This is a genomic window from Sphingobacterium sp. BS-2 (genome assembly GCF_046161205.1).
Taxonomy (GTDB): domain Bacteria; phylum Bacteroidota; class Bacteroidia; order Sphingobacteriales; family Sphingobacteriaceae; genus Sphingobacterium; species Sphingobacterium mizutaii.
The window spans coordinates 379,616-400,055 of record NZ_JBIXGO010000019.1 but is presented as its reverse complement, the minus strand read 5'-3'; the positions used below and the strand labels follow the sequence as shown (position 1 = coordinate 400,055).

Genomic DNA, 20,440 nt, shown 5'->3' with positions numbered 1-20,440 from the left:
CTAATGCGACTCGCCTTTCCGAGATTTTCAATTCTGCTGTAACCTATTGATAATCTATCTTTTTCAATTTTTCGGTTTTTACCATTGTCATAACAACAATGTATCTTTTTTGTGATTATCAGGCTGTTATCGTCTAAAAATTATATAATTGAAAAAAATCCATCAAACCTTACCATGAAATACCTGCTTACCTTATGTTTAGTTTTATTAAGCTGTGCCTGTGTATTGGCTCAAGTCAATATCGCTGGAAAGGTACAAGACAAAACAAAGGGTAGCAACTTACAGGATGCCAGCATCCAACTCCTTAACCTGAAAGACTCAACCATCCGCACCGCCAAATCCAATGAGAAAGGCGACTTTTCTATCCCAAGGGTAGCGAATGGAAACTATAAATTGACAGGTACCCTATTAGGATTCAAAAAATTCGAGCGAAACATCGTGGTAAAACCTTCCATGGAAACCTTAATGGTCGGTTTAGAGCCCGGAGAAATCGTGATTGAAGAAATCACCATTGCTCCTCCTCCGAGTGTGGCCGTCAAAGGTGACACCATGGAGTTCAATTCACGCAATTTTGCCACTAGGGAATACGCTGATGCTGATGAAATGGTCGCTCAGGTCCCAGGAGTAACCATCGATGAAGATGGAAAAGTTACGGCTCATGGCGAAGAAGTCACCAAAATCATGGTGGATGGAAAGGAATTTTTCAGTACCGACCCTAAAGTAGCACTAAAAACCCTCCCAGCTGACATTATTGACAAGCTTCAGATCATCGATGAGAAATCCGAACAGACTAAATTCTCTGGATTCGACGATGGTAAAAGGTCCAAGGTCATCAACATCGTCACCAAACCCGACAAGAAAAAAGGCTTGTTCGGAAAGTTCAATGCCGGAAAGGGAGATTCCGATAAATTCTCCATCAACTCCGGTGTCAATGCCTTCCGTGGCGACGAAAAGATTTCCATCAACGTCATGGCAAACAACATCAATGAAACGGAATTTTCAGAGCAAGGCCGAGGTGGATTCAGAAGGGGAAACAACAATACCGATCGCGGTCTATCTGACACCTATGCCGCTGCAGCCAACTATACCAATACTTTCCTCGACAAAAAGATGGAAGTAAATGGAAACTATAGGTTCCGCAACAGCAGCACCTTTACCAACACCCTATCAGATATTGAATTTACGACAGGAAGCCGCGCTAATCAGTTCCAAAACCAGCAGCAAACCGGAAACAACGGGAATATATCCCATAACCTACGGGGTCGATTGAAATGGGATATCGACAGCATGAACCGTATCGATATTAACCCTAACCTTTCTTATACAAAAACTGATCTTGCCAATAGCTCCATCAGTAGCATGAGCAAGGACAGGACAGAACCTTTGAACAATTCCAACCGAAATTTTAACAATAATAATGAAGCCCTCAATTTTGGTGGCGGCATGACCTATATGCACCGCTTCAAGAAAGCGGGGCAAACCATTTCCCTAAGTCTTGACGGGAACAAAAGCAGCAACGAAGCTTTGGGAAAAACCTTGGCATTCAACCAATACTACAAAGACGCAGTCTTGGACCGCATCGACACCAACAACCGCGAAAGCACCACCTACGGATATGGAAATGGATACAACGGTAGACTTTCATATACCTATAATGTCTCCAAGATCTCCAGATTGCAGGCCAATTACGGCATGCGCAATACCAGCAACTACTCCGATAGGAAAACCATGGAGTTTTTAGCCGAAACCGGTCAATATGAAGAATTGAACGATCGATTATCCAATGAATTCCGAAACGATTTTACCCATCATAGCGCTGGGCTTTCTTATTCCTACAACAAACAGGATACCTTTAGATTCCAGGTCGGAATGAACTATGAACACGGCTACCGGGTAAACAACCGAACCGTTCCCATAAACTTGCGAACCACTGCAGACTTTGGCGCCTTCCTTCCTGAATTGACCGTAGCTTATTACTTCAACAAGGAAAGACGATTGGAATTTAACTATAACGGAGCGACCAATACGCCTTCCATTGATCAATTGCAGGATTATATCGACAATTCCAACGAACTGTTCGTCCGGAATGGTAACCCTAATCTAAGCCAAGAATACACCCACAGGCTCCGCCTTCAATATCGAGACGTGAACCGCAGCAATGGCCGGAGTTTCAACAGTAGCCTCAATTTTGACTACACCAACAACAAGATCATCAACTCCACCATGACCACCGATAGTACCATCACCTTGTTTGAAGATATTATCCTCGGTGCCGGCGGACAATATATGGTTCCTGAAAACATCGATGGAGTATTCCAACTGCGAGCCAACAATAACTATGGGCTTCCATTAAAAAAGCTAGGCTTCAACTTGAACTTGAACAATTACATGTATTACAACCGTAACTATGCCATCCTCAACAAGGACCTGATGCCAAACCACAGTTATGGCTTCAGTCAGCATGTCGGCATATTCACCAATTTCAGCAAAAAGATCATTATTGGATTCAATTACAATCTCAATATGAATTTCACCAATAACCCAATGAGTGAAATAACCCATTACAGGATCACCAACCACAGGATCAGCAATTCCTTGAACCTGGAATTCTTCAAGAACATGACTTTGGGCTACAATTATTCCTTCTACCGTAATGGTGGTATAATGGGCGCTGAGGCTATCTCTACAAACTTGTTGAACGCTTCGATCGGTTATAAGATCTTGAAGAAAAGAAATGCTGAAATCTCCTTAAAGGCTTTTGATTTGTTCAACAATGCCCGAAATGTCAATCGCCGGGCTTCAGAGATTTCAATATCAAACATTACCTCAAATACCCTGACCAGGTACTTCCTTTTGAGTCTGAACTATAATTTAAGAAGTTTTGGAGGAAGGTCGGACCGAGATTAATCCTGATTGCCATATGCAGACACTAAACCTTGCAGATCCGACCAGCTCTTGGAACTAATCGGGCTCTTATAGCTTTTAGGGTCTGTCTCGATCCGGTTGATTTTTTGACCAAGGTATTTCTTACGGTCTGCAGGTACAGGATGCGAAGAAATCCAGCTGACATCCCCATCCGAACTCAAGTACACATCAAATAATTCCATAACCTTCATCAGGCTATTAGGATCAATATGGGCTTCTTCTAAATACTCCACCGCCATTTCATCGGCTTCTTTTTCAAGTTTCCTGGAAAAAGCTTGCCCAGTCAAGAAATTGGTCACCTCTCCCGTCCCAGAACCGGAAAGCAAAAGATCCAAACCGAAATTAGTGATCAATGAACGCATCACATGGTTCTTTTCACAATGGGCGATCTCATGCGCCAAGATGGCTGACATGTAATCCGCACTATCTAAGAAATTGATCAAGGCGGTCGTCACAATGATTTTATCATCAGGAAGCGCAAAGGCATTCACCTCTTCGCTCTCGACCAACAATAGATCGTAGTTTTTTGTAGGGATATAGTTTTCCTTTAATAGGGGAATAAATAGCGAATCTAGGGTGCTGTCGATCTGCTCATCCTCAATCACATCATACAGGTCACGAACTTGTTCCAAGACCAACTTACCCAATTTAGATTCTAAGCGGACCTGATTTTGCTGAACCTGAAATAAACTGGTCCAATTCACTTGCAACAGCAGTAAATAACAGACTGCAATACCCGCAGCTAAAATCAGAAACTTGCCTAGTATCTTCATTTTTTCAAAAGATTATCGGTAATATCTGAAAACAGAAACCAACGTACATGAATTCCTTTCCTGGTCTTTATGGAAGTATAGATCGTGGAAACAATTTCAATCCCATTCAATAGTAAAATCAAGATGATATAGGCGATATAAGCATTGCTCACTTCTTGCTTATGGAAAATAATCGCCAAGGTCCACCAAAAACCAACAGTATTGAAAAAGAAAATGGCAAATTGCGATATGAGCGCTTGGGTACAATGCCACTTCACAAAACGGGTAGACTTCCGATTTCCCAAATAGAAAATCACGGTTGCCAATAGATTGAATATTGGCAAGGGTAGTCCAATAAATAAAGCAAACAAAGACATCAAATAACTATTTGACGCATATTCACGTTCATCCTCAGTAATCTCCCTCGGATTAAAATCTAAAGACCCTTCGATATGTTCCATGCCCAATTTAAAATAATTAATAAAACCAGAATGGCACTGAATGCCTTATGTTGCTGAAGAAATTTCTCTGCCCGACTATATACCTTAAAATAATAATCTCGCTTAGTCAGCAGATCAAGCAACATCAATAACAAAACAGTGATGATAATGATGCTTGACACAATCCCCAAGGGATTGATCATAAAAGCATCTACGATCTTTCCGTTAAACAGTGCTGATATAGACCTTGTCGTTCCGCAGGAAGGACAAGGATAGCCAGTAACTAATTTTACTGGACATAGTGTGACGTTTGCGGCAGCATAATAATCCAGCAACAACCAGACAATCCCAAAGAAACAAACTATTCCTGTCGTAATATACAGTCTGTTCCTTGGACCTCGCATTGAATTAGTAATTCAAAGATGTGATCAGCTTTTCGAAATTCTTGGTTTTTGTTGCTCCCATGATCAGGAACCAATCAATGATAGTCCAAATACCCAAACCTCCACAAGTCAATAATTTAGCGATCCCCAAACCAGTATCTCCAATCATAAAACGGTCGATTCCAAAGGATCCAGCCAAAATGGAAACAATCAATACAGTAGTTGGATCTTTATATTGTTGGATCTGAACATTCGTGTATTTGCTCTCATCCGACCTCGTTAATAAATCCTTGATCTCCATCAATTGATATGACTCAAAAAACTTGTTGTTTGACATTAAAAACATGTCTACTTTCTGACTATCCATTTCGCTTTTCTAATTTAGATTATAATAAAAAATCCATTTACCTATTGAAAGATAAACGGATTTTTCGAAATATTTTAATAAACTTTTAATTTTTCACCAACTTCTTGTGCTTACGCTTAGAGATTTTCTCAATGTTGACAGGTTGTGGAACTTTCACATAATATCCTGTGCCATCATACTCACGTTTCTTCGGATGCGACTTACATGCATCAGAACAGCAACCATCTAATTCCCAACCACATTCATCACATTGCGTAAAATGCTCATTGCAAATCGGGTTTGCACAATTGATCATTTTTGAAGTTATCTTTCCACAGTTTTTACATGTTGAAACAACTGTTGGGTTCACTGAGTTGACTGGAACTGTAACACGATTATCAAAAACATAGCACTCCCCTTCAAAATCTTCTCCAGCTGCTTCCTTACCATATTTTATGATCCCCCCGTGCAATTGATATACATCTTCAAATCCCTCCTTCAACAAAAGAGCGGATGCTTTTTCACACTTGATACCACCCGTACAGTAAGTCAAGATTTTCTTGCCCTTTAGGTGTTCCAACTCTTTCACTTTTTCTGGAAATTCACGGAAATTCTCAATATCCAATGTAACAGCGTTTTTAAAACGACCTACATTATGCTCATAGTTTGAACGGACATCTAGGATAACCACATCCTCTTGATCCTTCATGGCCAAGAAGTCCTTAGGTTCCAAGTGCTTACCGGTTTGTTTGTTAGGATCGATCTCAGCAGGATTTCTCAAACCTGAATGCACGATCTCCTCTTTGTAACGACAATGCATCTTGATAAAAGAAAGCTCCTCTACATCATCCACCTTAAATTCGGTTTTTGCAAACCTTGGATCCGCATGTACATGCTCCATATAGGCTTTACAAGCTTCTGGAGTACCTGAAACCGTACCATTAAGACCTTCTTCAGCAACGATGATACGTCCTAATAAGCCAAGTGATTTACAAAATTCTAGATGATCTTCTGCGAACTTTTCCGCATTCTCGATAGGGCTGTAGCAATAGTACAGCAATGTTTGATATTGTGCCATATATTCATTGATACCGCTGCAAACGGCGTTTAATGTTTAAAATTATGCTGCAAAGATAAAAAAATTGGACGAGCAAAAATTGATATTCATCACTTTTTGACCAATGGCTTCAATAAATACTCCAGGCCATTGAGTTTTATTTCATAGAGGGTCTCCAATAAGATCCCGATTTTGCCCGGTGGAAATCCCTTTTGTTTGAACCAAGCCAAATAGGGCTCCGGCAAGTTCATCAAAAGATAGCCTTGGTACTTTCCAAAGGGCATCCTACTGTTTGCCAGCTCCACCAAAAGGTTGGGATTTAAAAAATTAGTCTCTTGTTTTGCCATGCTTCAATCGATGTACCACTAATCGCATCGCGATCACACCATGGTTAATAAGGTTTGGTACAAAACCATAGTATTTCTTAAAGATATCATAGCGCTCCTTCAAGCTCTGCTTATGTCGCTGTTGGGACATCCCACCAACTAGGTATTTGGCAACATAATCTTTTACATTGACTACCTTGTTCGCCTTTTGGGCTGCACGGATCACCCAATCGATATCTGAACTCAATTTATATTGCAGATCATAGGGCGCTGTTAAGCTCCGCTTGATATAGATCGCCTGATGACAGACGTTCATCCCATATTTAAAGGATTGCCAATCAAAATGGTCTGGTGTCTTATGGCGACGATCGCCAATGATCTCTCGATCCTCATTGATCAATTTGGTCTCTCCATAATAGATATCCGCATTGTCCTCATTACCGAATATCTTTTCCAAGGTATTGGCAGCAAAAAGCTCATCCCCCGAATTCAAGAACAGCACATAGTCACCAGTTGCCAGAGCCAAACCCTTGTTCATGGCATCATAGATTCCATTATCCTTCTCAGATACCAAAATATTGATCGTTTCTTTATACTCGGCAATGACATCCAAGGTACCATCCGTAGATTTCCCATCCACCACAATATATTCAATATTGGGGTAAGTCTGTTGGTCCACAGATGCTAGGGTAAATCCGATATCCCTGACATTATTGTAAACAATGGTAATGATTGAAACCTTAGGATAAGCCATGCTTAAGGATATTATTAATATAAGTCAACCCTGCAAAAATAGGCATTTGAACCTTATAAACGCAGTGGAAAAATACTTAAAAACGCCATTGACATTTTAAATCCCATAAAGAAATGAAGGGAGAAAATGTTTATTCATGCAGAGAACCCTCAGAGAGGGTGAAATGTTTTTCTAGCCCCCTTTTGTATCACCTTGAGAAATAAAATTTTTGGTAAAATTTATCGGAAGATGATGATAGCAAATCGCAAGGAAAAAAATTGGCTTATTATATTCTAGAGTTATAACCCCATCGGGGTTATATTATTTTAGATAATTGGCTCGCTAGCCTGGATGTTGCGCAAAAACGATGTTCGATTAATCGAACATCGTTTTTGCATTAACCCTTTTTTGTTCGATACCAATGCTAAAATAATTCTGCCCATCCAGGGCAGTAAGTCGCAAAAAAGACATCCTTTCCAGTGTCAGCCTGAGGAACGAAGGGTCTCGGAACTATTCAAACCATGATTGGAATGGCGAACAGGTCCTCAATCTTCGATTGAGAATGACAAGATCATGAGGGGCATTATCGTACAGATTCTTCACTAATCGTTCAGAATTGGAAGTGTCTCAAAGAGGAATTCAGAGCGCAGCGAAGAATCTATTTTTTGTTTTTTTAGGATTGCTGTCATCCCGAATCGCAAGATGAGGGAACTGTTTTTTTATTGCTTATGCCGGTAAAGAAGATTTATTGAAAAAGATTTCACCCCCGCTGGGGGTTTTCCGGTAGACAATGCACACTTCTACAAAGATTTCACCCCTTCCAGGGGTTTTCTACAAACATCCACCCTTCCGAAGGAAGCCCTTTAGCCCCCGGCTCATTTCCAATGGCGGAAAAATGGAAAGAATGCCGATGCCCTGTGCGATGGGATTGGCCTTGGAATGCTTTTCCCAGATTATCCCATCAAAAGGGATGATCTGGAAAAAGATATTCCCGACATCAAGGCATTCTTTTCATGTGCGGATGACTGTGCGAAAAGCCATCTTAAATGAGCCGAAGCCTTTACGGATTCGAGCTGTTTTTGGTATCCGTGAGCTCCTTCGTCGGTTTGGTACTTTTGGGCTTCAAAAGCAACAAAGATTCCCTCCAAAAAGATTAAACATTCAGCCACAAAACTGTTAAATGCTCCTAAATTTTTTATCAGCTTTACTTACCTAAAAAAATAAATTGTACATTGATTGCAAAATATTAACGATTATAAATTGCTTTGGCCCAATGTCTAAAATTAAGAAAGCTGTCTTAACTTATTTCCCGATACATAAATTTTTCCATGCGCGTTCATTTTCACAAGAGGGCGAGGACATGGTCCTTAGAGGATTTTATGAAGGTCGTAAAAACTACAAAGGATTCTATGTGGATGTAGGTGCCCACCATCCCTATAGATTCTCCAACACCATGTACTTCTATAAAAAAGGATGGCGTGGTATCAATATAGAACCTTCCCCGGAAGCTATGAAATGGTTCAATTGGTTTAGGACCAAAGACGTCAATCTCAATATCGGCATCAGCGAAAGTCCGCAAGAATTGACCTACTATTGCTTCAATGAACCCGCACTAAACGGATTTTCCCAAGAAATATCTGAAAAAAGAGATGGCCTGAATGCCAAATACCATTTGATAAAAACGATCCCCGTACCAACATTACCTCTAAAAGAGGTCTTGCAAAAGCACCTCCCAAAAGGAAAAAAGATTGATTTCCTATCTGTCGATGCAGAAGGATTTGACCTGATCGTCCTCAACAGCAATGATTGGCAGCAATATAGGCCAACATTTGTCTTGGTAGAAGAGGAATTGTCTATCGCTGACTTGAATAAATCGGAAGTCTTTCAATTGATGCTTGAAAAGGGATACTCTTTGGTAGCAAAAACCAAAAGGACTTTATTCTTTAAGAATTTAGAAGAGAATTAAGCCTTCAGTTTTCGCATCTTCCGTTCCAATAGCTTCTTTTCTATGAATTTCGCCAACCTTTCGAAGAAGGTTCCCTTTCGATTTTTATAGAAATGCTTAATGGCCTGGAATGCCAAGGGATCTTCTTCCAAGATAATCGGGAATTTGCGAACAGGCTTTTTGGAAAGCTCCACCCGATAGACCTTATCTACATCGGAATGGGTACCCGAACCGTCGGTCCCCGTATTTTGGATAAATGAAAAACGCGGATACAATACTAAGCCGCCTCTGTTGAATACCGATAGGTACCAACGAATTGCCCAGGAATTGATTTTACCCGCCTTGAACTGTTTGACCTGCTTCCAGAAATTTTCCGAATTATCTACGCTGAAAGCCTTCCTTTGTTTACGGGTAAAATCCTTGGTCAACTCTTCAATATCGGGATTGAAATGTTGCCAAGCCCTATCCCATGTTGCCCAGCCCCAACTATTGGCTACCCGGAAGAAAAAGGATTGCGGCAGTTTCTTGGGCTTATCCACAGGATACATATAGCCCGATATCTCCATCACCTTTTCCTGATCTTGATATTGGTTCAGTGCATCATTGAAGTATTGAAGGGCAAAACTGGAGGTTTCCAGGTCATCCTCCAAAACAATGATCTTTCCATGTTTCTGTACCACCTGGGTTACCCCTTCAATGATACTGTTGGCAAGCCCCTTGTTTTGAGAACGCTCGATAATATAGATATGCTTAAACTTCCAAGGTTCCCGGATAATGGAACGAACTTGGTTGACCGAATCGATATCTTGGGCCGTCTTGGCACCATCTGAAAAGATGTAGATATCGGATTGTTCCGCCAAACTGTTGGCCTCAAGAGCTGATAATGTCTTACGGGTATGTACGGGTCTATTGTAAACAAATAAAGCGATTGGTGCTAGCATGTGAAAAGGAAAATCAATCTATTCTAAATCAAATATATGAGTAAATCTTGTAATGCATTAAGTATAATGCTTTTTTCTTATGCTGTACAAGAATCTTTCCTAAATTTGTTGATTAATCCAATACATGAGCGAAAACACGAAAAACATCACCCTCAACGGGCTATTCTGGAATGCCTTAGATCGATTCGGTAATCAGGCCATCGTCACTATCGTCGCCATCATTACTGCCAGGATCATAAGCCCCGATGAGTTTGCTGTGATCGCCGCCTTGGCGATATTTTCCATTATCGCTACAACCTTTGTGGATAGCGGATTAGCAACTTCGTTGGTCAGGACCAAAGTAGTGGATGAATTGGACTATTCGTCCATGTTCATCTTTAACCTCTCTGTAAGCGCCATTATTTACCTGATTCTCTATTTTGCATCCCCCTATATCGAAAAATACTACAATATCCCAGGCCTTGCACTATATGCTAGGGTCTTGTTCCTGCAGATAATAATCCAATCTTTTAGTATTGTACAATACGTAAAAATCCTCAAGAAGTTTCAATTCCATTTAACGACCAGGGTCAATGTATTGGCAGTTCTTTTTGCCGGCATTATTGTGATCGTTGTTGCCTTATTGGGCTATGGGGTATGGGCATTGATTTTACAACCGCTTTTGTACACGCTGTTCAGGACAATCATGCTATGGATATGGGGCGATTGGAAAGTAAACTTCGCTTTCAGTGCAGAATCCTTAAAAAAGCACCTTTCATTCTCCCTATCCTTTATGGTTTCAAATATGTTGGGAAAGATACTATCCCCTTTTTATGCTTCTTTTATCGGAAAACATTACACTGCTGACCAAGTAGGGTACTATTACCAAGGGAATAAATGGGGAGAAACGGCAGGACAGACCATTACCGCCATTTTGCAAGGAACGACTTTGTCTACCTTGACCCCTATCCAAGACGACCTCCCAAGGTTCTTGAATGCCAGCCGAAAAACATTGTCAAGCCTTGCATTCGCATTGATCCCGATCAGCTTTCTGGCCATTGCAGTGGCAAAACCAGGCTTTGTTTTCTTCCTAACGGACACCTGGGTTTCATCGATAATTTTGTTCCAAATATTATGTTTCGCCAGCATCTTCACTTCATTGACCGACCTGAATGCGAACTTCCTGAATATCAAAGGACGCTCTAAATTTTTCCTGAGCTTGGAAATCATCAAAGTTTCCTTAGCCATCATAGCCCTGTTTTTAACCTATAAACATGGCCTGGTCATGATTGCTCTTGGCCTCGTTGCCGTTAGGATCATTTGCTATATTATTGCAGCGAGCATGAGCGGAAGAGTTTATGGCTACAACCTGTTTATGCAGGTTAAAGACCTTTTACCAACTACCCTTATATCCATCATAGCAGCAGGACTGGCTTATTTACCGCTGTATTTTAACCTTATCCCGAATTACTTGCTTCTCATCATTGTACAAAGCCTTATATTCGTAGTTATTTATGTTGGAGCCAACCATTTGATCAAAAATGATATCTGGATGGAAATATTGGGCATGTTAAAGAAGAAATTAGCGAAAAAATCTTAATGGAAGTTGCAAAAGGAAATTGGGTAGGTTATCAAACCGTATTCTATAATCTTAAAACCGGAAAATATAGCCAAGAGATCAATGAAGTCATTGATTACGCCAATCTGGAAATTGATCCAGAGGGCTTAGCTGCCTATCTAGATTTTGGCTATAGCGTATTTGGACATACACCGGTCAAAGACGTAAAATACCTCTTGCCCAACCAAATACTGTCTCTTGAAAATGACAGGCTTTCTATCAAAGAGGGGAATGATGACACCTTAAACCTCTTGGGCAAAAAATCTCATGAAGACGATGTCTTCCATAAATTAAGCACTGCTCTCCATAATTGGGCCGATGGATTTAAAGATGATATCCTGATCCCCACCAGTGGTGGTTTTGATTCCAGGTTGATGAATGTCCTTTTGGAAGACAAGAGCAGGATCCACGCTTATACATATGGTACCTCCTTAAACCAGGATGAATCGCGGGAGGCCGTATATGCAGGTTTGTTGTCCAAAAGATTGCATACCCAATGGAAAAGAATTCCACTTGGCAAGTTCAATGTCTATATGGATCAATGGTATGACCAATTTGGTCCTGCTGTAGCGGCATCTGGAACTTACCACATGGAATTTTATGACAAGATCAAGCAATTGGAAGCCGGCAACCCTATGCATCTCTTGAGCGGCATTATTGGTGATGCCTGGGCTGGAGCTGTCAAAGTGCCCATGATAGATAGCGCAGCCTCTTATCGTACTCTTGGATACACCCACGGAATGAGTGCCGATTCTAAATTGGCGATGGACATAGATTACAGTAGCATCGTAGAGCCTATTTATGATCGTCAAAAAGAACATTTAGGTTCACCTGAATACCGCATCATCACCGCCATGCGGACCAAGATGATGATGCTTCAGTATTTGATTTCTGTGCCCGCAAAAATGGGATACCCTGGCTACTCTCCATTCGTAGATGAGGATATCGCCATTTCCATGTTGAACCTTCCTCTGGATAGAAGGGAGAATCGGGCTTGGCAAAGGGATTTCTTTAGAAAAAACAACCTCCTTTTTGAAGAGGAAAAACATAAATACACCTATCAAAATTCACTCAATTATTACGCGCTGCTCAATGAGAGGCTGACCCCATTAAATGTGGAATTATTGAAGGAATGCCTCAATCCGGAATATTTAAACTGGATCAACCAAAAGATCATGCACATCGGAAGGAAGGAAAAGATCTTCCAAACCTTGATGCATACCCCTAAGGTCAAGGGAGTTTTGAAACTATTAGGTGCAAAAAACGATTTGTTGGAAGCTTATTTTGCTTATATTACAATCAAACCGATTGAAAATTTATTGATAAGAAGAAATGCCAGCCACATCCAAGCATAAGTTTGTCTTTGTTGGAGATATTGTTTGTGAAAAAGCACCGCAATTTTCCCCAAGCCTCAAGGAACTTTTCAACTCAGCAGATTTGAAATCCTGCAATTTTGAAGCACCACTACAGGGGCTGGGCCAACCTATCCATAAAACAGGTCCTTTGGTAGCCCAAAACAAAAATGCTCCAAACTGGCTGCAAGACCTCGGTTTCAACTGTTTTTCCCTAGCGAACAACCATATTTATGACTTCGGTGAAGATGCCCTCCTGAAAACAATGGAACAATTCCCGAGAAAAGAAATCTTGGGAGTAGGCTCCGAAGAAGAAGCCTATGGCTTAAAAACTTGGACTTTTGATGAGGTCAAATACGGTTTCTTGGCCTATGGAGAAAATGGATATGGGGCATTGAACGGAGACCGCTTGGTTGGACATGCTTGGGTAAATGCCAAGCGCGTAAACGCTGATATCCAACAGTACAAGAAGCAGGTTGATGTGCTGATCGTGCAAATCCATGCCGGTGTTGAATTATTGGATGTGCCTATCCCAGAATGGAAAGACCGCTATAAGGAATTGATTGACCTGGGTGTTGATGTCATTATCGCCCATCACCCCCACGTCGTACAGGGAATCGAAGAATATAATGGCAAATTGATTGCCTATAGCCTTGGCAATTTTTATTTTGAATATCCCGCAAATCATCCACAATGGAATGTGGGTGGAGTATTGGAGCTGGAATTCGAAAACAAAAAGCTGAGCAAGCATTTCCTACATATCGTAGAAAAGAAAAAACAGCTCGTAGAATTGAAGGACGAAAAGCTCTCTGCAAATTTTGTGAAGCCTCTTTCTGCCAAGTTGGGAAATGAAGAATACCTGGAATATGTAAATAGGAAGGCATTGGAGGAATGGAAAAAACACCATGCTTCCTATTATGCCAAGCCATTTAATGGATTAGCAGGCTACAGTGTCTTTAAACTACTTAAACATGCCAAGCGGACCCTTTTCAACCGCAGGATCAATTACAACCTTATTTGGCACAACCTTTTTATAGAAAGCAACAAATGGCTCGTTGAAAGAGCCATTCGTTTAAAAACCTTTGGAAAGAAACCAAATTAGATAATGGTTATCTGTTTACTGAATTCTTCTAAACTTGGATGCTTTGGATTTAAGTCCGTGATGAGATAGGTTATATCTTTCAATGGACATACCCTAAGTTTCTGGTTGGAGTTCAATTTCTCCACGATACTCAATACCCCTAATTTCTGCGAGCATTTGATCATCGCTTTCTTGATCTGAACGACCTCCCAATCGGAATCGGTCACCCCCTCTTCAACAGAAAGACTGTTGGTCCCTAAAAGACATAGATCTACCTTGATATCAGACAGTTCATTGATGACCTGCGAGCCTGATACCACATTGGTATTTCTCGAGAGCTTACCTCCTAAGAGGAAAACCTCAAGGTTCTCTTTCTCCGCTAATTCCAACGCGACAAGTGGACTGATCGTGAAAAATGTACACTGCACATCCTTTGGAACCAAACGTGCCAACTCAATCATACTGGTCCCGCCACCAACTAAAATAGTCATTCCGCTTTGAATCAACGAAATAGCCTTCGAAGCAATCTCTTTCTTAGCTTCTTTGGCATATACATTCCCTTCTTGGAAAGGATATTGAAAAGACTTAGATAATGCACCCCCATATACTTTTAGCACTTTACCGCTCTCTGCCAATTCGTTTAAATCACGACGAATGGTATCTTCAGAAACATTCAGCTGAACGCTTAGATCAGAGGATAAAACTTTATTATGTATGTTGATTTGATGTATTATATAGGCTTGCCTTTCTTCTTTTAACATAATTTTTACGCGATTTTGTAATTAAAATTATAAAATAAATGGGATTATCCATATTAATTCTAATCCTCTTTATCTTTTTGATCTGATGATTTCTTGGCCACAAAACGCGGCTTGAATCCTACTGGTTTCGTTGTTGTTTGGGTAGATGGTTCTTCAGTTGGAGTACTTGATTGCTCAGGATTGGGATCCTGGTCCTCCTGGTTAGTAGCTGCTTTGGTAACACCAGCTTTAAAACGTGGTTTAAAGCCAGTTGGTTTAGATGTAACTTCTTCTGTAGCTGTAGTTGCTGCATCATCGGATGCAGATGGTTCCTCTGCTATTTTATTTTCTTGTACAGATTCCGCACTGGGCTCTTCCTTCTCCTCCAGCTTCTTAGGAAGGTTCGCAGCCTTAAACCTTGGCGTAAAGCCTTTAGGTTTAGGCGCTTCTATGGAAGCTTCTTCTTTTGCTTCAGGTGCTGATTCCTCTTGAGCTTCACTTTCTACCTTCTTCGGTAGATTCGCGGCCTTAAACCTTGGCGTAAAACCTTTAGGCTTTGGCGCTTCGATTGTGGCTTCTTCTTGAGCTTCAGGCGCTGCCTCTTCTTTATTTTCGTCTTCTACCTTTACCTTCTTCGGTAGATTCGACGCTTTAAACCTCGGCGTAAAACCTTTTGGTTTCGCTGGGGTCGCTGCCTCCTTGTTCTCTTCGGTATTATCTGCCGGAGTTTCCGCTTGGCTATCTTTTGGCTTTTCTGATTCTACTTTTTTAGGAAGGTTTGCTGCTTTGAACCTTGGTGTAAAGCCTTTTGGCTTAGCAACAGCTTCCTCGCCCTCTTTAGGGCCGTCAGCCGGCTTATCGGACACACTGCCTTCTATTGGCCCGTCCAATCTTTCAGGCGGAGCAGTCGCCTTAAAACGAGGTTTAAAGCCTGCCGGTGCTTTTGCAGCTGGCTTCTCTTCTGTTTCCGCTGTTGGCTCAATCGCATTCTCCTCAACGGTTTTGACAGCAGCTTTGAACTTAGGACGGAATCCTGCTGGCTTAGCAGCAGACGGAGCAGTGCTCGCCGAGCTTCCAGTTGCTGCTGAAGTCGATTCTGCCTTGACTTCCCCCTTCTTCGGTTCCGTAATTTCGATCTCTTTCAAGAGGTAATCTTTTCTGAGCCTATTGAACCAGAACTTCTTGCTATGATCAAAGCTTTTTTCACCCATCAAGGCATAATCCCTATCAAATTCATGATAGAGATCAGGCTTCGCTTTTTGCAAAGCATTGATGTCAATTTTCTTTTTCGTGAAAAACTCGGTGAACGAAAGCATATACAAATGTATACATTTAGACCAAAAAACGCACAGGAACTGAACTTTCTTCCAATCCTCCTACATATAAACATAAAAAGAGGGCAAGCCCTCTTTTATGTTTTCATATCCTAATCTGGATTAGTCCATGTTGTGATATACTGCTTGGACGTCATCATCCTCCTCGATCTTATCGATCAATTTTAGGACGTCAGCAGCTTGTTCTTCAGACAAGGTTGTATGCGATAATGCGATACGTTCTGTTTTAGCAGAAGAAACTTCAATACCTTTTTCTTCCAACAGACGTTGCATGTTTCCAAAATCTTCAAAAGAAGTCTGTACCACGATGATATCGTTTCCTTCTTCATCAGCCTCCACATATAACTCTTCCAGACCGCCATCGATCAATTCTAATTCTAATTCTTCCACATCCAATTCATCTGTAGCCGGAAAACGGAAAACAGATTTCCTTTGGAAGATAAAATCTAGAGATCCAGTTTTACCTAGGGAACCTCCAGCTTTTGTAAAATAACTTCTAACGTTTGCTACGGTTCTGTTGGTATTATCAGTAGCAGTTTCGATCAATACCGGTACACCATGTGGACCGTATCCTTCGTATACAAATTCTTCGTATCCTTTTGAATCCTTCTCAGAGGCTCTTTTGATTGCCGCTTCAACACGGTCCTTCGGCATGTTTACTGCCTTGGCGTTTTGAATAGCGGTACGTAAGCGGGAATTGTTCTCCGGGTGAGGACCGCCTTCTTTTACTGCGATTGCAATTTCTTTTCCAAGACGCGTAAATTGAACGGCCATCTTGGCCCAGCGTTTAAATTTTCTTTCTTTTCTAAATTCGAAAGCTCTACCCATTTTATTTTAGTTTTGTTTTAAGATTCTCCAGCATGTCTTTTGCCATCCCTGCCAGATCAAATGTCGGCTTCCAGCCCCAATCTGCTCTTGCTTGATCATCATTGATGCTCTTTGGCCATGAATCAGCAATTGCTTGACGCGGATCATTGTCTGAATAGGAGATTTCAAAATTAGGGAGAATTTTTTTAATTTCTTCAGCAATTTCTGTCGGAGTAAAACTAACCCCCGAAAGATTGTAGCTGGAGCGGATCGTCAAACCCGCTGAAGGAGCGTCCATTAGCTCGATGGTGCCGCGAACCGCATCATCCATGTACAGCATCGGTAACTCAGTGCCTGCATTTAGGAATGAAGTATACTTACCTTGACGGATAGCCTCAAAAAAGATATGGACAGCATAGTCGGTGGTACCCCCTCCCGGCTCTGTACGCCAAGAGATAATTCCTGGATAACGGACACTGCGGATATCCAAGCCATACTTATTATGGTAATATTCACATAAACGTTCACCAGCCAATTTACTGATCCCGTAAATGCTGTTTGGATCCATCACACAATATTGCGGTGTGTTCTCTTTTGGAGAATGCGGGCCAAATACGGCAATGGAACTAGGCCAGAAGATCTTCTTGATCCCCAACTCTACAGCTAGGTCCAATACATTCAAGAGACCGTTCATGTTCAGGTCCCAAGCTTTCTGTGGGTATTGCTCCCCAGTAGCCGATAGCATCGCTGCCAATAAATAAATCTGAGTAGGTTTATATTTAAGGATCAAGGCTTTGATCGCTTCTTTGTCCAAAACATTCAGGGTTTCAAAGATCTCGCCTTCGGCAATCTCTTTAGGTTCGCGTATATCTGAGGTGATGACATTCTCGTTTCCGAACTTGATTCGCAATGCTGCAGCTAACTCTGAACCAATCTGACCATTGGCTCCGATCATCAAAATGACTTCTTTCATTAGAGAAATGATAGTTTTATAAATTTAGTTATTTCAATAACTTCTAAAATAATATGGCGAAATTACCAATTAAATGCCTGAATATGATGCTTCCCAACATTTTGCGCAAACGTATGATTTAATTTTTTACAATCAAAAGGCATTCGGACGTTTACGCTCTGTAAAACCGATTTTTCAATGAAACATTGTCAATAAAAACCCATTTTGTCTGAACGTTTTTCATTAAATAGCAAATCCTGTTGAACTTTATTCCATCATAGTGATAATCAATTATTAAAAGCGAAAATATTCCAAAAATGTTCAGGTTTATTTAGTATGTTTGTTACCTTAAGAAAATCAATAATAATTAAAATTTTAAGCAAATATTATTTATGAAAGTTGCAGTAGTAGGCGCGACTGGTCTAGTCGGGTCAGAAATGTTGACAGTGTTAGCGGAACGTAATTTCCCAGTTACAGAATTGATTCCTGTTGCTTCTGAAAGAAGTAAGGGTAAGGAAATCGAATTCAAGGGAAAGAAGTATAAGGTCGTGACTGCATCTGAAGCTATTGCTCTTAAACCTGATGTAGCCCTTTTCTCGGCCGGTGGTAGCACTTCTACGGAATATGCGCCTCTGTTCGCAGAAGCTGGAATTACCGTTATCGATAATTCTTCGGCTTGGCGTATGGACCCGAGCAAGAAATTGATCGTCCCTGAAGTAAATGGTGATGTATTGACTGCGGAAGACAAAATCATCGCAAACCCGAACTGCTCAACCATCCAGATGGTTGTGGTGATGAAGCCTTTGCATGAAAAATATAAAATCAAACGTGTTGTCGTTTCTACCTACCAATCCGTAACTGGAACTGGTGTAAAAGCTGTTGATCAATTGATGAACGAGCGTAAAGGTATCGAAGGTGAAAAAGCTTATCCTTACCAGATCGACTTAAACGTAATTCCTCATATCGATGTTTTCCAAGACAATGGATACACCAAAGAGGAAATGAAAATGATCCAAGAGACCAACAAGATTATGGGTGATGATTCGATCAAGGTTACGGCTACTACAGTACGTATCCCAGTTATCGGCGGTCACTCGGAATCGGTAAATATTGAGTTTGAAAACGAATTCGACTTGGCAGATGTTCGTGCCGCATTAGCAGCGCAAGAAGGTGTGGTGGTTGTAGACAACCCTGCAAACCTGGAATATCCAATGCCTAAGGATGCACATGGTAAAGACGAAGTATTCGTTGGCCGTATCCGTAGAGATGAAACACAAGAAAAAACATTGAACTTATGGGTAGTTGCGGATAACCTTCGTAAAGGTGCAGCAACCAATGCCGTTCAAGTGGCAGAACTTTTATCTGCTAAAGGACTTATCTAAAAAACACTAGATATTTCAATAATTAAGTAAAGTGGCAACCCCAAAAAGGTTGCCACTTTACTTTTGTATCATAGCCCTAAAAATTCCCGCAACTTTATCCCGAAGGAAACCCGTCGCTTCGATAAAAAATGGAGCTGTTGCTTCGAGCCTTGCTTTACTCTCGTTCGAGACATATTCGGAAAATTCGGAATATGCCTCGAATAAGACCAAGCTTATTTCCAAGAAACCTCTTCTAAAAAAAGACCCCGCAAAACGAGGTCTTTTCATGCTTAACAAGAAGGTTGGTAAGGCTAAATTCAATAAAAAAGGGATGACCTGTAGGACATCCCTTTTCTATCGTTATATAAAATTATTATCTAACTGGAGTGAACACGTAAGTGTCATCGAAGAAGGTGGTACCGTTGTTACCTGTAGTGATATAACCTTTTCCTTTGATTGCAAAAGAAACTGCATTTTCACGTGCTGAAGGTAATGATTGGCTTCCATCAGACCAAGAGTCATCAGAAGGATTGTATTTCCAAACAGTAGTAACTACACCTGATTGAGAACGACCAGACACAACATAACCGTTGTTTCCAATAGCGAATGCACCTGCTCTAAAGCGTCTAGCGTCTTTGTTGTCTGCGTTTAATGCTTTTTTAGGAACCCAATTGGTACCATCAAAAGAATAGAAATCTTCTGTAGGAACTCCGTTTGAGTAACCACCACCAACATAAGCAACATTATTGATTACGAATGCATAAGCATCACCTTTTTTGTTACTGAATGAAGTTTTGATTTCAGTCCATTTATCGGTAGCTGGATCATATTTATAGAAATCTGAGAAAGTCTCATCTGTAGCTTGAACTTTTCCTAAACCTACGTAAGCAGCATTTCCTAATGTGAATGCTACAGCACCATGACGTGCATCGCCTGGGAAGTCAGCCACTTTTTTCCAAGTGTTGGTTGCAGGGTCATATTGGTAAAAATCTTTAAATGGGGCAGAAGTTTCACCATCTGTACCATATCCTAGACCAATATATCCTTTTCCAGCAACAGCAAAACCTACTGCGCTATGTCTTTTTGGACCGGTAAACTCTGCTTTCTTAACCCATGAAGAACCGTCGAATGCATAAGAGTCACTTAATAACTCATTTGTTTTCATTTGTCCACCTACCAAGTAAGCGACATCACTGATAGTAAATGTTGCAGCTAAATTTCTTGGCTTACCTGTGAATACAATAGATTTTTCCCATTCAGTTGGACCTGAATCAGTATCTGTTGATTCCTCTTTTTTACATGAGTTAAAGGTTGTAATTGCGAAGGCTCCTATCAAAAGTAGTACAAGCCAATTTCTCTTATTCATAG

The 20,440-nt window shown here is 40.9% G+C and carries 20 protein-coding genes; 6 read left to right on the top strand and 14 right to left on the bottom strand.

All coding sequences use genetic code 11. From position 1 onward, the window contains the following. Positions 1 to 174 precede the first annotated feature (174 nt). Positions 175 to 2,907, top strand: a complete 2,733-nt coding sequence (locus ACK2WI_RS13630; RefSeq protein WP_409151369.1) for an outer membrane beta-barrel protein — start codon at positions 175 to 177, stop codon at positions 2,905 to 2,907. On the opposite strand, the gene ACK2WI_RS13625 is transcribed toward ACK2WI_RS13630, so the two are convergent. The 8 genes from ACK2WI_RS13625 to ACK2WI_RS13590 all read right to left on the bottom strand — a co-directional run bounded on the left by ACK2WI_RS13625 (position 2,904) and on the right by ACK2WI_RS13590 (position 8,131). Next, positions 2,904 to 3,698, bottom strand: coding sequence for a M48 family metallopeptidase (locus tag ACK2WI_RS13625; RefSeq protein ID WP_409151368.1), 795 nt, complete (start codon positions 3,696 to 3,698; stop codon positions 2,904 to 2,906). The two genes, ACK2WI_RS13630 and ACK2WI_RS13625, sit on opposite strands and share 4 nt — an antisense overlap. Continuing rightward, a complete protein-coding gene (locus ACK2WI_RS13620) occupies positions 3,695 to 4,138 on the bottom strand; it encodes a DUF4870 domain-containing protein (protein ID WP_313367359.1) in 444 nt (147 codons plus the stop codon). Before ACK2WI_RS13620 ends, ACK2WI_RS13625 begins: the two co-directional genes overlap by 4 nt. Continuing rightward, positions 4,114 to 4,521: a DUF2752 domain-containing protein gene (locus tag ACK2WI_RS13615; RefSeq protein ID WP_093101209.1), complete on the bottom strand. Its 408-nt coding sequence runs from the start codon at positions 4,519 to 4,521 to the stop codon at positions 4,114 to 4,116. Before ACK2WI_RS13615 ends, ACK2WI_RS13620 begins: the two co-directional genes overlap by 25 nt. Before the next feature lie 4 nt (positions 4,522 to 4,525). Next, positions 4,526 to 4,867 (bottom strand): TM2 domain-containing protein, encoded by a 342-nt coding sequence (locus tag ACK2WI_RS13610; RefSeq protein ID WP_093101207.1) that lies wholly within the window; start codon positions 4,865 to 4,867, stop codon positions 4,526 to 4,528. A gap of 85 nt (positions 4,868 to 4,952) precedes the next feature. After that, positions 4,953 to 5,924, bottom strand: a complete 972-nt coding sequence (locus tag ACK2WI_RS13605; protein WP_093101205.1) for a rhodanese-related sulfurtransferase — start codon at positions 5,922 to 5,924, stop codon at positions 4,953 to 4,955. Positions 5,925 to 6,013: 89 nt separating this feature from the next. Then, positions 6,014 to 6,250, bottom strand: a complete 237-nt coding sequence (locus ACK2WI_RS13600; protein WP_093101203.1) for a DUF3820 family protein — start codon at positions 6,248 to 6,250, stop codon at positions 6,014 to 6,016. Next, positions 6,231 to 6,983, bottom strand: a complete 753-nt coding sequence (locus ACK2WI_RS13595) for a glycosyltransferase family 2 protein (protein WP_313367358.1) — start codon at positions 6,981 to 6,983, stop codon at positions 6,231 to 6,233. The genes ACK2WI_RS13600 and ACK2WI_RS13595 overlap by 20 nt, the downstream gene beginning before the upstream one ends. Before the next feature lie 932 nt (positions 6,984 to 7,915). After that, a complete protein-coding gene (locus ACK2WI_RS13590; protein ID WP_409151367.1) occupies positions 7,916 to 8,131 on the bottom strand; it encodes a hypothetical protein in 216 nt (71 codons plus the stop codon). Positions 8,132 to 8,235: 104 nt separating this feature from the next. On the opposite strand from ACK2WI_RS13590, the gene ACK2WI_RS13585 reads away from it, so the two are divergent. Next, positions 8,236 to 8,928 (top strand): FkbM family methyltransferase, encoded by a 693-nt coding sequence (locus ACK2WI_RS13585; protein WP_093101197.1) that lies wholly within the window; start codon positions 8,236 to 8,238, stop codon positions 8,926 to 8,928. Here the strand turns inward: ACK2WI_RS13585 and ACK2WI_RS13580 are convergent. Beyond that, positions 8,925 to 9,848 carry a sugar transferase gene (locus ACK2WI_RS13580; RefSeq protein WP_313367357.1) on the bottom strand — a complete coding sequence of 308 codons (924 nt, stop codon included), beginning with the start codon at positions 9,846 to 9,848 and terminating at the stop codon, positions 8,925 to 8,927. The genes ACK2WI_RS13585 and ACK2WI_RS13580 overlap by 4 nt on opposite strands. Positions 9,849 to 9,972: 124 nt before the next feature. Here ACK2WI_RS13580 and ACK2WI_RS13575 point away from each other — a divergent pair, with 124 nt between their 5' ends. The 3 genes from ACK2WI_RS13575 to ACK2WI_RS13565 are packed head-to-tail and all read left to right on the top strand — an operon-like array spanning position 9,973 to position 13,899. Further along, on the top strand, positions 9,973 to 11,427 hold the full coding sequence (locus ACK2WI_RS13575) for a lipopolysaccharide biosynthesis protein (RefSeq protein ID WP_409151366.1): 1,455 nt from the start codon (positions 9,973 to 9,975) through the stop codon (positions 11,425 to 11,427). After that, the gene (locus ACK2WI_RS13570) at positions 11,427 to 12,800 is read left to right on the top strand and encodes a hypothetical protein (protein ID WP_409151365.1); all 1,374 of its coding nucleotides are present in this window, start codon (positions 11,427 to 11,429) and stop codon (positions 12,798 to 12,800) included. Before ACK2WI_RS13575 ends, ACK2WI_RS13570 begins: the two co-directional genes overlap by 1 nt. Beyond that, positions 12,778 to 13,899: a CapA family protein gene (locus ACK2WI_RS13565; RefSeq protein WP_409151364.1), complete on the top strand. Its 1,122-nt coding sequence runs from the start codon at positions 12,778 to 12,780 to the stop codon at positions 13,897 to 13,899. Before ACK2WI_RS13570 ends, ACK2WI_RS13565 begins: the two co-directional genes overlap by 23 nt. Here the strand turns inward: ACK2WI_RS13565 and ACK2WI_RS13560 are convergent. The 4 genes from ACK2WI_RS13560 to ACK2WI_RS13545 all read right to left on the bottom strand — a co-directional run bounded on the left by ACK2WI_RS13560 (position 13,896) and on the right by ACK2WI_RS13545 (position 17,732). Beyond that, the gene (locus ACK2WI_RS13560) at positions 13,896 to 14,639 is read right to left on the bottom strand and encodes a DeoR/GlpR family DNA-binding transcription regulator (protein ID WP_185212958.1); all 744 of its coding nucleotides are present in this window, start codon (positions 14,637 to 14,639) and stop codon (positions 13,896 to 13,898) included. The two genes, ACK2WI_RS13565 and ACK2WI_RS13560, sit on opposite strands and share 4 nt — an antisense overlap. A 59-nt stretch (positions 14,640 to 14,698) precedes the next feature. Further along, a complete protein-coding gene (locus ACK2WI_RS13555; protein WP_409151363.1) occupies positions 14,699 to 15,934 on the bottom strand; it encodes a hypothetical protein in 1,236 nt (411 codons plus the stop codon). Between the two features lie 120 nt (positions 15,935 to 16,054). Further along, entirely contained in the window at positions 16,055 to 16,780 is a 726-nt protein-coding gene (locus ACK2WI_RS13550) for a YebC/PmpR family DNA-binding transcriptional regulator (RefSeq protein ID WP_093101186.1), read from the bottom strand. Between the two features lies 1 nt (position 16,781). Then, positions 16,782 to 17,732: an NAD-dependent epimerase/dehydratase family protein gene (locus ACK2WI_RS13545; protein WP_093101184.1), complete on the bottom strand. Its 951-nt coding sequence runs from the start codon at positions 17,730 to 17,732 to the stop codon at positions 16,782 to 16,784. Between the two features lie 371 nt (positions 17,733 to 18,103). On the opposite strand from ACK2WI_RS13545, the gene ACK2WI_RS13540 reads away from it, so the two are divergent. Further along, positions 18,104 to 19,093: an aspartate-semialdehyde dehydrogenase gene (locus ACK2WI_RS13540; protein ID WP_093101182.1), complete on the top strand. Its 990-nt coding sequence runs from the start codon at positions 18,104 to 18,106 to the stop codon at positions 19,091 to 19,093. 352 nt (positions 19,094 to 19,445) lie between these two features. Here the strand turns inward: ACK2WI_RS13540 and ACK2WI_RS13535 are convergent, their stop codons facing one another. Beyond that, positions 19,446 to 20,438: a kelch repeat-containing protein gene (locus tag ACK2WI_RS13535; protein WP_093101180.1), complete on the bottom strand. Its 993-nt coding sequence runs from the start codon at positions 20,436 to 20,438 to the stop codon at positions 19,446 to 19,448. Between the last annotated feature and the right edge of the window lie 2 nt (positions 20,439 to 20,440).

Bases quoted from the DNA above. Each gene is read 5' to 3' on its own strand.
- ACK2WI_RS13630 (WP_409151369.1), top strand. From the start codon at position 175: ATGAAATACCTGCTTACCTTATGTTTAGTTTTATTAAGCTGTGCCTGT.
- ACK2WI_RS13625 (WP_409151368.1), bottom strand. From the start codon at position 3,698: ATGAAGATACTAGGCAAGTTTCTGATTTTAGCTGCGGGTATTGCAGTC.
- ACK2WI_RS13620 (WP_313367359.1), bottom strand. From the start codon at position 4,138: ATGGAACATATCGAAGGGTCTTTAGATTTTAATCCGAGGGAGATTACT.
- ACK2WI_RS13615 (WP_093101209.1), bottom strand. From the start codon at position 4,521: ATGCGAGGTCCAAGGAACAGACTGTATATTACGACAGGAATAGTTTGT.
- ACK2WI_RS13610 (WP_093101207.1), bottom strand. From the start codon at position 4,867: ATGGATAGTCAGAAAGTAGACATGTTTTTAATGTCAAACAACAAGTTT.
- ACK2WI_RS13605 (WP_093101205.1), bottom strand. From the start codon at position 5,924: ATGGCACAATATCAAACATTGCTGTACTATTGCTACAGCCCTATCGAG.
- ACK2WI_RS13600 (WP_093101203.1), bottom strand. From the start codon at position 6,250: ATGGCAAAACAAGAGACTAATTTTTTAAATCCCAACCTTTTGGTGGAG.
- ACK2WI_RS13595 (WP_313367358.1), bottom strand. From the start codon at position 6,983: ATGGCTTATCCTAAGGTTTCAATCATTACCATTGTTTACAATAATGTC.
- ACK2WI_RS13585 (WP_093101197.1), top strand. From the start codon at position 8,236: ATGTCTAAAATTAAGAAAGCTGTCTTAACTTATTTCCCGATACATAAA.
- ACK2WI_RS13580 (WP_313367357.1), bottom strand. From the start codon at position 9,848: ATGCTAGCACCAATCGCTTTATTTGTTTACAATAGACCCGTACATACC.
- ACK2WI_RS13575 (WP_409151366.1), top strand. From the start codon at position 9,973: ATGAGCGAAAACACGAAAAACATCACCCTCAACGGGCTATTCTGGAAT.
- ACK2WI_RS13570 (WP_409151365.1), top strand. From the start codon at position 11,427: ATGGAAGTTGCAAAAGGAAATTGGGTAGGTTATCAAACCGTATTCTAT.
- ACK2WI_RS13565 (WP_409151364.1), top strand. From the start codon at position 12,778: ATGCCAGCCACATCCAAGCATAAGTTTGTCTTTGTTGGAGATATTGTT.
- ACK2WI_RS13560 (WP_185212958.1), bottom strand. From the start codon at position 14,639: ATGTTAAAAGAAGAAAGGCAAGCCTATATAATACATCAAATCAACATA.
- ACK2WI_RS13555 (WP_409151363.1), bottom strand. From the start codon at position 15,934: ATGCTTTCGTTCACCGAGTTTTTCACGAAAAAGAAAATTGACATCAAT.
- ACK2WI_RS13550 (WP_093101186.1), bottom strand. From the start codon at position 16,780: ATGGGTAGAGCTTTCGAATTTAGAAAAGAAAGAAAATTTAAACGCTGG.
- ACK2WI_RS13545 (WP_093101184.1), bottom strand. From the start codon at position 17,732: ATGAAAGAAGTCATTTTGATGATCGGAGCCAATGGTCAGATTGGTTCA.
- ACK2WI_RS13540 (WP_093101182.1), top strand. From the start codon at position 18,104: ATGAAAGTTGCAGTAGTAGGCGCGACTGGTCTAGTCGGGTCAGAAATG.
- ACK2WI_RS13535 (WP_093101180.1), bottom strand. From the start codon at position 20,438: ATGAATAAGAGAAATTGGCTTGTACTACTTTTGATAGGAGCCTTCGCA.